This is a genomic window from Streptomyces sp. NPDC044571, from assembly GCF_040647115.1.
Taxonomy (GTDB): Bacteria; Actinomycetota; Actinomycetes; order Streptomycetales; family Streptomycetaceae; genus Streptomyces.
The window spans coordinates 51140-63484 of sequence record NZ_JBEZBN010000013.1 but is presented as its reverse complement, the minus strand read 5'-3'; the positions used below and the strand labels follow the sequence as shown (position 1 = coordinate 63484).

Here is a 12345-nt window from a genome sequence, read left to right as displayed (position 1 = left end):
GGCTTTCCTGCTTTGTACGTCATTCAACTTCTTAGGTAGAGTTCATTCATGGAGACCATGGAGACCGAGACGCCCACGCGCTGGCTGACCGACGCCGAGCAGTGCGCCTGGCGCACCCACCTGGACGTCGGCAGACTGCTGATGCACCAGCTGGAAAAGGATCTCCAGCCCTTCGGGCTCACCAACAACGACTACGAGATCCTCGTGAACCTCTCGGAGTCGCCGGACCACCGGATGCGGATGAGCGATCTCGCGACGTCGACGCTCCAGTCCAAGAGCCGGCTGTCCCACCAGATCACCCGGATGGAGACGGCCGGCCTGGTCGTCCGCGTGAACTGCGAGTCCGACCGCCGGGGCCTGTACGCCGTACTGACCGACGAGGGCATGGAGCTCATGCGGAAGGTCGCCCCGCACCACGTGGCGTCCGTCCGCCGGCATTTCATCGACCTGCTGCCGCCGGAGGCCCTGGCGGCGCTGCGGGCCTCGCTGGAACCCGTGGCCGCCCACCTGCGCGACCAGCGCGGCAAGGTCTGACCGGCCCGCACCGGCTCCGGGTGCCGTCCCCGGCGGCAGCCCGGAAAATGGGTGGGCAATGCCCGCTCGCCGGTCACCCGCCGGCAGTGTGAGCGCATGGCCGGCCCGAGGAGGTCAGCATGCACCGCAAGCACAAGGCGTACGTCGCGTCGGCCGCGGCCGTGGCGCTGATGATCGGTGGCCCGGCGGCGGCCGCGGTCGCCGCCGCGCACACCGCCGACGCGGCGGGAACCGCCCCCGTCTCGGCGGCGGCCCGCGCCGACGTGGACGCCGAGGGGGCCGCAGCGGCCGCGCTGAAGAAGTACCCGGGTGTCGTGGAATCCGTCGACAGGGACGACGCCGTCTGGCACGTCGACGTCATCGGCAAGAAGGGGAAGCACGCGGAGCTGACGGTCGACTCCCGCAGCGGAAAGGTGTTCACCGAGAACGCCGACGACCACAGCGACGACGGCGGGAACAAGGCGCTGGTCGCCGCGAAGGTCACCGCCCAGAAGGCGATCAAGGCCGCCCTCGCCGCGCACTCCGGCCAGGTCTGGTCGGTGCAGTGGGACGACGATGACGACAACGGCGCCCGGTACTGGGACGTCGAGGTCAAGAACGGCGACAAGACCACCCACGTGCACGTCGACCCCGCGTCGGGGAAGGCCTCGGTGTCCGGCTCGGACTCGGACGGCGACAACGACAACGACAACGACTGACGCCCGCCGGTCCGCGGGTTCTGATGCGGACGGGTGCGGCCGACCCTAGACTGGCGAGCGCCCGGTTTACCCCGATCTTCGAGGGAGTGGCTCATGGCCAAGCGCGGCAACAAGAAGCGAGCACGCAAGAAGAAGAAGGCGAACCACGGCAAGCGTCCCAACGCCTGACCGGTCCGCTGACAGACGTACGAGAGCCGCGCCCCGATCGATCGGGGCGCGGCTCTCGCGTACCGGCCTCCCAGACGCCTCGCCCTCCGGCCCTCGGGTCTCAGGTCCCTCAGGTCCCTGAGGGACCTGACCCGGGATCCGGATCAGGCCTCGGTCAGCGTCGCCAGCAGCGTGTCGGCGGCCGTGTACGGGTCCAGCTCGCCCGCCGCGACCCGGCCCGCCAGGGCGCCCAGGTGGGCGTCCCCGTGCACGTCCGCCATCCGGGCCCGCAAGGTGGTCACCGCGATGGTCTCCACCTCGCGCGCGGCCCGGGCCGTCCGGCGCTCGGCCAGCACGCCCCGCTCGTCCATCCACGCCCGGTGCTTCTCCAGCGCCTCGACCAGCTCGTCGATGCCCTGGCCGCGCGCGGCGACCGTCTTGACGATCGGCGGACGCCAGTCGCCCGCGCCCCGGGACTCCCCGAGGCCCAGCATGTGGTTCAGCTCCCGGGCGGTGGCGTCCGCGCCGTCCCGGTCCGCCTTGTTCACCACGTAGACGTCGCCGATCTCCAGGATGCCCGCCTTCGCGGCCTGGATCCCGTCGCCCATCCCGGGGGCCAGCAGCACCACCGAGGTGTCGGCCTGGGAGGCGATCTCCACCTCCGACTGGCCGACCCCGACCGTCTCCACCAGGATCACCTCGCAGCCGGCCGCGTCCAGGACGCGGATCGCCTGCGGGGCGGCCCAGGCCAAACCGCCCAGGTGCCCGCGGGTGGCCATGGAGCGGATGTAGACCCCCGGGTCGGAGGCGTGGTCCGACATCCGCACCCGGTCGCCGAGCAGCGCCCCGCCGGAGAAGGGCGAGGACGGGTCGACGGCGAGCACGCCGACCCGCTTGCCCGCCTTGCGGTACGCGGATACCAGCGCCGAGGTGGACGTGGACTTGCCGACACCGGGCGATCCCGTCAGGCCCACCACGTACGCCCCGCCGGTGAGCGGGGCCAGGGCCGCCATCACCTCGCGCAGCTGCGGGGACGCCCCCTCGACCAGGGAGATCAGCCGGGCCACCGCTCTGGGCCGGCCCTCACGCGCCTGGGCCACCAGCTGGGGGACGTCCACCGTCATACGTGCTGCGCTCCTCGGTTCTCGCTACGGGTACGGGTACGGGTGCCGGCGCCGGCACCGGTCCGCAGGGGGTTACGCCTTCGGGACGCGCACGATCAGGGCGTCGCCCTGGCCGCCGCCACCGCACAGCGCGGCCGCGCCGACCCCGCCGCCGCGGCGCTTCAGCTCCAGCGCCAGGTGCAGCACCACACGGGCACCGGACATGCCGATCGGGTGGCCGAGGGCAATGGCGCCACCGTTGACGTTCACCCTTTCCGGGGTCACGCCCAGGTCCTTCATTGACTGCACGGCGACCGCCGCGAAGGCCTCGTTGATCTCGATGAGGTCCAGGTCGGAAACCTCCAGGCCCTCCTTCTTCAGGGCGTGCAGGATCGCGTTCGACGGCTGCGACTGGAGGGAGTTGTCGGGGCCGGCCACGTTGCCGTGGGCGCCGATCTCGGCGATCCACTCCAGGCCCAGCTCCTCGGCCTTGGCCTTGCTCATCACGACGACGGCTGCGGCGCCGTCGCTGATCTGCGAGGAGGTGCCGGCGGTGATGGTGCCGTCCTTGGCGAACGCGGGGCGCAGCTTGCCGAGGGACTCCGCCGTGGTCTCGGGGCGGATGCCCTCGTCCTGGGAGAAGACGACCGGCTCGCCCTTGCGCTGCGGGATCTCGACCGGGGTGATCTCGGCCTCGAAGACGCCGTTCTTCTGGGCGGCCGCGGCCCGCTGGTGCGAGGCGGCGGCGAACTCGTCCTGCGGGGCGCGCTCGATGCCGAGGCGGGTGTTGTGCTTCTCGGTGGACTCGCCCATCGCGATGTTCTCGAAGGCGTCGGTCAGGCCGTCGTAGGCCATCGCGTCGAGCATCTCGATCGCGCCGTACTTGTAGCCCTCGCGGGACTTCGGCAGCAGGTGCGGGGCGTTGGTCATGGACTCCTGGCCGCCCGCCACCACGATGTCGAACTCGCCGGCGCGGATCAGCTGGTCGGCCAGGGCGATCGCGTCGAGGCCGGAGAGGCACACCTTGTTGATGGTGAGCGCGGGCACGTTCATCGGGATGCCGGCCTTGACGGCGGCCTGGCGGGCGGGGATCTGGCCCGCACCGGCCTGCAGCACCTGGCCCATGATCACGTACTGGACCTGGTCGCCGGCGATGCCGGCCCGCTCCAGGGCGGACTTGATGGCGAAGCCGCCGAGGTCGGCGCCGGAGAAGGACTTCAGCGAGCCGAGCAGCCGTCCCATGGGCGTGCGGGCCCCGGCGACGATCACGGACGTGGTGTTGTTCGTTCCGGACATGAGGCACAGCCCCTTGAAGATGAGGAGTGAACGAGGGTTTACCTGAATGTACTGAGCGGTACCCGCGCCGTCACCGGGCAGTCGGTGTGATCGCTGGCACGTTGCGTGACAACCCTCCTCGGCGGTGCACTGGTCCCATGCTGACAAGAATCGACCACATCGGGATCGCCTGCTTCGACCTCGACAAGACCGTCGAGTTCTACCGTGCCACGTACGGCTTCGAGGTGTTCCACACCGAGGTCAACGAGGAGCAGGGTGTGCGCGAGGCCATGCTCAAGATCAACGAGACCTCCGACGGCGGGGCCTCCTACCTCCAGCTCCTGGAGCCCACCCGCGAGGACTCCGCGGTGGGCAAGTGGCTCGCCAAGAACGGCGAGGGCGTCCACCACATCGCCTTCGGCACCGAGGACGTCCAGGGCGACTCCGAGGCCATCCGCGGCAAGGGCGTGCGCGTCCTGTACGACCAGCCGCGCACCGGCTCGATGGGGTCCTCCATCACCTTCCTGCACCCCAAGGACTGCCACGGGGTGCTCACGGAACTGGTCACCTCCGCCCCGCAGGAGGCCGGCGCCGGGCACTGACGGCGCGAGGGGTTCGCGGGCCGGGAAGGTCCCGGTCCGCGAGCACCCCGCCCCGCTTCTTCCGTTTCTTCTTGATCACAAACCGGACGTCCGCATACCGGAAGCGGACGATCCGTGCACCAGCGCACTGATGTCCCGATTCCCCGGCCGGTAGAGTGGCCGTGGCTCGGCCGGGGTTCGGTGCGGAGACGGGGTCGGGGCCTGTGACCCCTGCCCCGGTATCTGACACCATTCCCCCGGGGGCGCCGTTCAGCGGGCGGACGGTGCTCATTTGGGAGTGAGCTTGCGACCAGGGGACGGATGGGACCGCGCTGTGCGGGGCTACGAAAGCCAGGAGAGCCATCAGGCTGAAGCCGACCATCTCACGCGCTTCGAAGCCGAGATGGAGCGGCTGAAGAAGGAGCGCGGGAAGGCCGTCCAGCACGCCGAGGACCTCGGTTACCAGGTCGAGGTGCTGCGTGCGAAGCTCCACGAGGTACGGCGCGCTCTGGCGTCCCGCCCCGCCTACGACAGCGCGGACATGGGCTACCAGGCCGAGCAGCTGCTCCGCAATGCCCAGGTCCAGGCCGACCAGATGCGCTCGGACGCCGAGCGCGAGCTGCGCGACGCCCGGGCGCAGACCCAGCGCATCCTCCAGGAGCACGCGGAGCACCAGGCCCGCCTGCAGGCCGAGCTGCACGCCGAGGCCGTCAACCGGCGCCAGCGGCTCGACCAGGAACTCAACGAGCGCCGCCAGACCGTCGAGGCGCACGTCAACGAGAACGTGGCGTGGGCCGAGCAGCTGCGCGCCCGTACCGAGGCCCAGGCCCGCCGGCTCATGGAGGAGTCCCGCGCCGAGGCCGAGCAGTCCCTGAACGCCGCCCGCGCCGAGGCCGCCCGCGTCGCCGAGGAGACCCGGCGCCGGCTGGCCGCCGACGCGGAGGCCGCCCGCGCCGAGGCCGAGGCCACCCTGCTGCGCGCCCGCAAGGAGGCCGAGCGGCTGCTGACCGCCGCCTCCACGCAGGCCCAGGAGGCCACCGAGCACGCGGAGCGGCTGCGTTCGAGCACCACCGCCGAGGCCGAGCTGACCCGGCAGCAGACCCTGGACCTCGGCCGGGTGGCCGAGCAGCGGATCCAGGAGGCCGACGGGGCCCTGCGCGAGGCACGCGCCCAGGCCGAGAAGGTCCTCGCGGAGGCCAAGGAGAGCGCCGCCCGCCAGCTCGCCTCGGCGGAGTCGGTCAACGAGCAGCGCACCCGCACCGCCAAGGAGCAGGTGGCCCGGCTGGTCGGCGAGGCCACCAAGGAGGCCGAGACCCTGAAGGCGGAGGCCGAGCAGACCCTCGCCGACGCCCGCGCCGAGGTCGAGCGGCTGCGCACCGAGGCCACCGAGCAGGCCCGCGCCGCGGCGGCGGAGGACACCGCCGCCCAGCTCGCGAAGGCCGCCCGGACGGCAGAGGACGTACTGAACAAGGCCTCGCAGGACGCGCAGGCCACCACCCGCGCCGCGTCCGAGGAGGCGGAGCGGATCCGCCGCGAGGCCGAGGCGGAGGCGGAGCGGCTGCGCGCCCAGGCCGCAGCCACGGCCGACGAGCTCAAGGGCGCGGCCAAGGACGACACCGAGGAGTACCGGGCCCGTACGGTCGAACTCCAGGAGGAGGCGCGGCGGCTGCGCGGCGAGGCCGAGCAGCTGCGCGCCGAGGCCGTCGCCGAGGGCGAGCGGATCCGCGGCGAGGCCCGCCGTGAGGCCGTCCAGCAGATCGAGGAAGCGGCGAAGACCGCCGAGGAGCTGCTCGGCAAGGCCAAGGCCGACGCGGACGAGCTGCGCGCCGGTGCGAGCGCCGAGAGCGAGCGGGTCCGCGCCGAGGCCGTCGAGCGGGCCACCACCCTGCGCCGGCAGGCCGAGGAGACCCTGGAGCGCACCCGCGCCGAGGCCGACCGGCTGCGCGCCGAGGCCGAGGAGCAGGCCGAGGCCGTCCGCACCGAGGCGGACGCGGCGGCCCGCGCGCGGCGCGAGGAGACCGAGCAGGCCCTCGCCGCGAAGCGGACGGAGGCCGAGGAGGAGCTCGTACGCCTGCACGCGGAGGCGGAGAGCCGGCTGTCGACGGCCGAGCAGACCCTGCGCGACGCCCGCGGTGCGGCGGAGAACATCCGCCGGGAGACCACCGAGGAGACCGACCGGCTGCGCGCCGAGTCGGCGGAGCGGATCCGCACCCTCCAGGCGCAGTCGGAGGCGGAGGCCGAGCAGCTGCGCACCGAAGCGGCGCAGGACGCCGGTCGGGTCCGGGCCGAGGCCGAGCAGATCGCCGTACGGCTGCGCAGCGAGGCCGAGGCCGAGGCGGAGCGGGTGCGCTCCGAGGCGCAGGAGACTGCGGACCGGCTGCGCGCGGAGGCCAAGGCCGCCGCGGAACGGGTCGCCGAGGAGGCGGCCGAGGCGCTGGCCGCTGCCGCCGAGGAGGCGTCCCGGCGTCGCCGGGAGGCCGAGGAGACCCTGGCGTCGGCCCGTACCGACGCGGACAACGAGCGGGCGCAGGCCCGCGAGCAGAGCGAGGAGCTGCTCGCCGCGGCCCGCAGGCGCTCGGAGGAGGCGCAGGCCGAGGCGGCCCGCCTGACCGAGGAGGCGGAGCGGCGCGCCGCGGAGCTGGTTTCGGCGGCCGAGGCCACCGCCCAGCAGGTGCGCGATGCGGTGGCCGGTCTGCACGAGCAGGCCGAGGAGGAGGTCGCCGGGCTGCGCAGCGCGGCCGAGCACGCCGCGGAGCGGACGCGGACGGAGGCCGAGGAGGAGGCCGGCCGGGTCCGCAAGGACGCCTACGAGGAGCGCGAGCGGGCAACCGAGGACGCGAACCGGATCCGCAGCGAGGCGCGGGCCGAGACGGACGCGGCGAAGGCGCTGGCCGAGCGGACCGTCGGCGACGCGATCGCCGAGGCGGAGCAGCTGCGCAGCGACACCGCCGAGTACGCGCAGCGGGTGCGTACGGAGGCCACGGACGCACTGGCCGCGGCCGAGCGCGACGCGTCGCGGACCCGGGCCGACGCCCGCGCGGACGCGAACCGGATCCGCGGCGAGGCGGCGGAGTCCCTGGAGGCCTCCCGCGCCGAGGGCGGCCGGATCGTCGCCGAGGCGACGGCGGAGGCCGAGCGGATCACCGAGGAGACGCTCGCGGCGAACGCGGCCACCGTCGAGGTGGCCACCGCCGAGGCGGAGCGGCTCACCGCCGAGGCGGTCGCGGCCGCGGACGCCACGCGCGCCGAGGCGGCGAACACGCTGGACGAGGCCCGCGCGGAGGCGAACCGGCTGCGCAGCGACGCCGCCGAACAGGCGGACCGGCTCATCACCGAGGCCGCGTCCGAGGCCGAGCGGCTCACCGAGGAGACGCGCGCGGCGAACGAGGCGACGGTCGGCGAGGCGACGGCGAAGGCCGAGCGGCTCACCAAGCAGGCGGCCGACACGCTGGCCGCGGCCGAGCGGGACTCGGCGCGGATCCTGGTCGACGCCCGCACCGAGGGCGACCGCCTGGTCGACGAGACCCGTGCGGCCAACGAGCTGACGATCGGTGAGGCGGCGGCGGAGGCCGACCGGCTGCGGGCCGAGGCGGCCCAGGTCCTCGACGACGCCCGGGCGGAGGGCGGCCGGATCATCGGCGAGGCCACCGCGGAGGCGGACCGGGTCACCGTCGCGGCGAACGAGACGCTGGCGGCCGCCGAACGGGAGGCCGAGCAGACCCTCGACGAAGCGCGCGCGGAGGCGGGCCGACTGCGCAGCGAGGCCGCCGAGCAGGCGGACCGGCTCATCACCGAGGCCGCGACGGAGGCGGACAAGCTCACCGAGCAGACCCGCAAGGACAACGAGCGCACCGTCGGCGAGGCGGCCACCGAGGCCGAACGGCTACGGGCGGAGGCGTCGGAGGCGCTGTCCTCGGCGCAGGAGCACGCGACCCGGACCCGCGCGGAGGCCGAGCGGGTCAAGGCCGAGGCCGCGGCCGCGGCGGAGCGCACCCGTACGGAGGCCCGCGCCGAGTCCGAGCGGCTGCTGGACGAGGCCCGCGAGGAGGCCAACAAGCGGCGCACCGAGGCCGCGGAGCAGGTGGACCGGCTCATCACCGAGGCCGCGGCGGAGGCGGACAAGCTCGCCTCCGAGGCGCAGAAGCAGGCCCTCGCGGCGACGACGGCGGCCGAGGAGCAGGCGGACGCGATGGTCGACGCCGCCCGCAAGGAGGCCGTGCGGATCACCTCGGAGGCGACGGTCGAGGGCAACTCCCTGGTGGAGAAGGCCCGTACGGACGCGGACGAGCTGCTGGTCGGCGCGCGCTCCGACGCGGCGGCCATAAGGGAGCGGGCGGAGGAGCTGCGCGCCCGGGTCGAGTCCGAGGTCGAGGAGCTGCACGAGCGGGCCCGCCGGGAGTCGGCCGAGCAGATGAAGTCGGCCGGCGAGCGCGTGGACAAGCTGGTCCGTGCGGCGACCGAGCAGAGCGTGGAGGCCGAGGCCAAGGCCAAGGCCCTGGTGTCGGACGCGAGCAGCGAGGCGAGCAAGGTCCGCATCGCCGCGGTCCGCAAGGCGGAGGCGCTGCTGAAGGAGGCCGAGCAGAAGAAGGCCGAGCTGGCGCGTCAGGCCGAGCAGGCGCTCGCGGAGGCGAAGGCGGAGGCCGAACGGCTCGTCGAGGAGGGGCGGCGCGAGCTGGAGGTCCTGGTGCGCAGGCGCGAGGACATTCAGGCGGAGATCTCCCGTGTCCAGGACGTTCTTGAGGCGTTGGAATCATTCGAGGCGCCCTCGGGTGGCGGGAAGCCGGCGATCGGCGGCCAGGGGGCGGGGGGTGTGAAGGCCGGGGCGACCGCGGGTTCCACTCGTTCAGGTGGTAAGGCGTCGGACAGCTAGTCACGGTGGGAGATGTGTGTTCCTGATGAAGGTTCACACGAACGAGTGATAAGCATTCTGTCGCCTTGCCACTCAAAAGGGGTGTCATTGTCCAGATCAAACCGGGATTGACTCGATGACACGCCGCTCGGGCGCCTAGGATTCCCCCAACACCTCACGTAGCACCTCATCGGTCTCATTCGACAGGAACCCCATGAGCGACACTTCCTCCCCCTTCGGCTTCGAGCTCGTGCGGCGTGGTTACGACCGCGGTCAGGTGGACGACCGCATCAGCAAGCTGGTCTCGGACCGCGACAGCGCCCTTGGACGTATCAATGCCCTGGAAAAGCGGATCGAGGAGCTGCACCTCGAAACGCAGAACGCCCAGGCCCAGGTGAGCGACGCCGAGCCGTCCTACGCGGGTCTCGGCGCCCGGGTCGAAAAGATCCTGCGCCTCGCCGAGGAAGAGGCCAAGGACCTGCGGGAGGAGGCCCGTCGGGCGGCCGAGCAGCACCGCGAGCTGGCCGAGTCGGCCGCCCAGCAGGTGCGCAACGACGCCGAGTCGTTCGCCGCCGACCGCAAGACGAAGGCGGAGGACGAGGGCGTCCGCATCGTCGAGAAGGCCAAGGGCGACGCCGCCACCCTGCGCGCCGAGGCGCAGAAGGACGCGGCCTCCAAGCGCGAGGAGGCCGACGCCCTGTTCGAGGAGACCCGCGCCAAGGCCGCCCAGGCCGCCGCGGACTTCGAGACCAACCTGGCCAAGCGCCGCGAGCAGTCCGAGCGGGACCTGGCCTCGCGTCAGGCCAAGGCCGAGAAGCGCCTCGCGGAGATCGAGCACCGCGCCGAGCAGCTGCGCCTGGAGGCGGAGAAGCTGCGCACGGACGCCGAGCGCCGGGCCCGTCAGACCGTGGAGACCGCGCAGCGCCAGGCCGAGGACATCGTGGCCGACGCCAACGCCAAGGCGGACCGTATCCGCAGCGAGTCCGAGCGCGAGCTGGCGGCGCTCACCAACCGCCGCGACTCCATCAACGCCCAGCTGACCAACGTCCGCGAGATGCTGGCGACGCTGACCGGTGCGGCCGTCGCGGCCGCCGGCTCCCCGATCGACGACGAGCCGGTGACCCGGGGCGTTCCGGCGCAGCAGAGCCGCTAGTTCGCCGGTCGTTCGCGCACCGGCCGCTCCGTCCTGTCGAGGGGCACCTGCCCGAGGGCCTTATGCCACGTCTTTGAGGTGGCATAAGGCCCTCGGGCGTTCTAGCGTGAGGCGCATGATCGAGCTTGAGGGCCTTACGAAACGATTCGGCGCGAAGACCGCCGTGGACCACCTCAGCTTCCAGGTCAGACCGGGGGTGGTGACCGGCTTCCTCGGCCCCAACGGGGCGGGGAAGTCCACGACCATGCGCATGATGCTCGACCTCGACAACCCGACCAGCGGGACGGTCAGGATCGACGGCAGGCACTACCGGGACCTGACGGAACCGCTGAAGCACGTCGGTGCGCTGCTGGACGCGAAAGCGATGCACGGCGGCCGCAGCGCCTACAACAACCTGCTCTGCCTTGCCCAGTCGAACGGGATCCCCGAGCGCCGGGTCACCGAGGTACTGGATCTCGTGGGCCTGACGCCGGTGGCGAAGAAGAAGTCGAAAGGATTTTCGCTGGGTATGGCCCAGCGGCTGGGAATCGCCGCTGCGCTGCTCGGCGACCCGGAGATCCTGATGTTCGACGAGCCCGTCAATGGTCTGGACCCGGAGGGAATTCTCTGGATCCGCAATCTGATGAAGGGCCTGGCCGCCGAGGGGAGGACGATCTTCGTCTCCTCCCACTTGATGAGCGAAATGGCGCTGACGGCAGACCATTTGATCGTCATCGGCCAGGGAAAGCTTCTGGCCGACATGTCCATGGCTGATTTTATTCACCAGAACTCCCGCAGTTACGTCCGGCTCCGCTCACCGCAGCAGGAGCGGCTCAAGGACGTCCTGCACCAGGCCGGCATCACCGCCATCAGCGTCCCGGGCACCGGTGCGCTGGAGATCGACGGGGTCGCTTCGGAGCAGCTGGGCGAACTGGCCTCACAGCACGGGATCGTGCTGCACGAACTCAGCCCGCAACGGGCGTCACTGGAGGAAGCATTCATGCGGATGACGGCGGACTCCGTCGAGTACCACGCCCACGCGCCGGGAGCCCCGCAGGCCACGGGAGCCCCGCAGGCCCCGGGCGCCCCCGCCGTCCCGGCCGCTCCGGGCCCGGCCGAGGACGCCCCCGCGTGGGGCTCCGGCTTCGAGGCGAAGCGCAAGGGCGGGCAGTGACCATGTCCTTCCCCGCAGTGCTCCGGTCCGAGTGGACCAAGATCCGTACGGTGGCCTCCACCACGTGGACGCTGGTCGCCGCGCTCGTGGTCACGGTCGGCGTGAGCGCCGGCCTGTGCGCCGTCTTCAACGCCACCTTCACGGACATGCCCCAGGAGCAGCAGCTCACCTTCGACCCGACCCTGGCCAGCTTCGCCGGCATGACCCTCGGCCAGCTCGCCATGATCGTTTTCGGGGTCCTGGTCGTGGGCACCGAGTACGGCTCGGGCATGATCCGCACCTCGCTGGCCGCCGTCCCGCGGCGCGCACAGTTCCTGTTCGGCAAGCTGCTCGTGGCGACCGCGCTGGCACTCGTCGTGGGCCTGGTCACGAGCTTCCTGTCCTTCTTCCTCGGACAGGCCATCCTCGGCGACCACAGCATCGGCATCGACGAGCCCAACGTGCTGCGCGCGGTGGTCGGCGCCGGGCTCTACATGGCCATGATCGCCCTCTTCTCGATGGGCGTGGCGACGGTCCTGCGCAGCTCGATGCTCTCCCTCGGCATCCTGATGCCGTTCTTCTTCCTCGTCTCGACGATCCTCGGAGCCGTGAGCGCCACCCGGAAGGTCGCCCAGTACTTCCCGGACCAGGCCGGCTCCAAGATCATGCAGACGGTCCCGGGGGCGATGGACAGTGCCGAGGCGCCGTACGGCCCGTGGGGCGGCTTCGGGATCATGGCGTTGTGGGTGCTCGCCGCGGTGCTCGGCGGCTACCTCGTGCTGAGGAAGCGCGACGCCTGACGGCAATCCGCCGGGGTGGTGGGGAGGTGTGGGGTCCGTCTCACGGCGGACCCCGCGCCCCGATCCGCCCCAG

At 72.4% G+C, this 12345-nt stretch carries 9 protein-coding genes; 7 read left to right on the top strand and 2 right to left on the bottom strand.

The features are described from left to right. Positions 1-57: 57 nt before the first annotated feature. Together AB0B01_RS09650 and AB0B01_RS09645 are read left to right on the top strand one after the other, a co-directional pair. Complete coding sequence (locus AB0B01_RS09650) at positions 58-534, top strand: MarR family transcriptional regulator (protein ID WP_361715073.1); 477 nt, start codon at positions 58-60, stop codon at positions 532-534. 119 nt (positions 535-653) lie between these two features. Beyond that, the gene (locus tag AB0B01_RS09645) at positions 654-1232 is read left to right on the top strand and encodes a PepSY domain-containing protein (protein WP_361714920.1); all 579 of its coding nucleotides are present in this window, start codon (positions 654-656) and stop codon (positions 1230-1232) included. A gap of 311 nt (positions 1233-1543) precedes the next feature. Here AB0B01_RS09645 and meaB read toward each other — a convergent pair whose 3' ends face one another. Both meaB and AB0B01_RS09635 read right to left on the bottom strand, forming a co-directional pair. After that, positions 1544-2503, bottom strand: coding sequence for a methylmalonyl Co-A mutase-associated GTPase MeaB (gene meaB, locus AB0B01_RS09640; protein ID WP_356849388.1), 960 nt, complete (start codon positions 2501-2503; stop codon positions 1544-1546). A 72-nt stretch (positions 2504-2575) separates the two neighbouring features. After that, the gene (locus AB0B01_RS09635) at positions 2576-3778 is read right to left on the bottom strand and encodes an acetyl-CoA C-acetyltransferase (RefSeq protein ID WP_361714915.1); all 1203 of its coding nucleotides are present in this window, start codon (positions 3776-3778) and stop codon (positions 2576-2578) included. A gap of 137 nt (positions 3779-3915) precedes the next feature. Here AB0B01_RS09635 and mce point away from each other — a divergent pair, with 137 nt between their 5' ends. From mce to AB0B01_RS09610, 5 genes are all read left to right on the top strand, one after another. Next, on the top strand, positions 3916-4359 hold the full coding sequence (mce, locus tag AB0B01_RS09630; protein WP_361714912.1) for a methylmalonyl-CoA epimerase: 444 nt from the start codon (positions 3916-3918) through the stop codon (positions 4357-4359). 313 nt (positions 4360-4672) lie between these two features. After that, positions 4673-9208, top strand: coding sequence for a polarized growth protein Scy (gene scy, locus AB0B01_RS09625; RefSeq protein ID WP_361714909.1), 4536 nt, complete (start codon positions 4673-4675; stop codon positions 9206-9208). Positions 9209-9401: 193 nt separating this feature from the next. Beyond that, a complete protein-coding gene (locus tag AB0B01_RS09620; RefSeq protein ID WP_361714906.1) occupies positions 9402-10340 on the top strand; it encodes a cellulose-binding protein in 939 nt (312 codons plus the stop codon). A 115-nt stretch (positions 10341-10455) separates the two neighbouring features. Next, entirely contained in the window at positions 10456-11493 is a 1038-nt protein-coding gene (locus tag AB0B01_RS09615) for an ABC transporter ATP-binding protein (RefSeq protein ID WP_361714903.1), read from the top strand. A gap of 2 nt (positions 11494-11495) precedes the next feature. Then, complete coding sequence (locus AB0B01_RS09610; protein WP_361714900.1) at positions 11496-12272, top strand: ABC transporter permease subunit; 777 nt, start codon at positions 11496-11498, stop codon at positions 12270-12272. The last annotated feature ends 73 nt before the right edge of the window (positions 12273-12345 follow it).

Bases quoted from the DNA above. Each gene is read 5' to 3' on its own strand.
- AB0B01_RS09615 (WP_361714903.1), top strand. From the start codon at position 10,456: ATGATCGAGCTTGAGGGCCTTACGAAACGATTCGGCGCGAAGACCGCC.
- AB0B01_RS09620 (WP_361714906.1), top strand. From the start codon at position 9,402: ATGAGCGACACTTCCTCCCCCTTCGGCTTCGAGCTCGTGCGGCGTGGT.
- meaB (WP_356849388.1), bottom strand. From the start codon at position 2,503: ATGACGGTGGACGTCCCCCAGCTGGTGGCCCAGGCGCGTGAGGGCCGG.
- AB0B01_RS09610 (WP_361714900.1), top strand. From the start codon at position 11,496: ATGTCCTTCCCCGCAGTGCTCCGGTCCGAGTGGACCAAGATCCGTACG.
- AB0B01_RS09645 (WP_361714920.1), top strand. From the start codon at position 654: ATGCACCGCAAGCACAAGGCGTACGTCGCGTCGGCCGCGGCCGTGGCG.
- mce (WP_361714912.1), top strand. From the start codon at position 3,916: ATGCTGACAAGAATCGACCACATCGGGATCGCCTGCTTCGACCTCGAC.
- AB0B01_RS09650 (WP_361715073.1), top strand. From the start codon at position 58: ATGGAGACCGAGACGCCCACGCGCTGGCTGACCGACGCCGAGCAGTGC.
- AB0B01_RS09635 (WP_361714915.1), bottom strand. From the start codon at position 3,778: ATGTCCGGAACGAACAACACCACGTCCGTGATCGTCGCCGGGGCCCGC.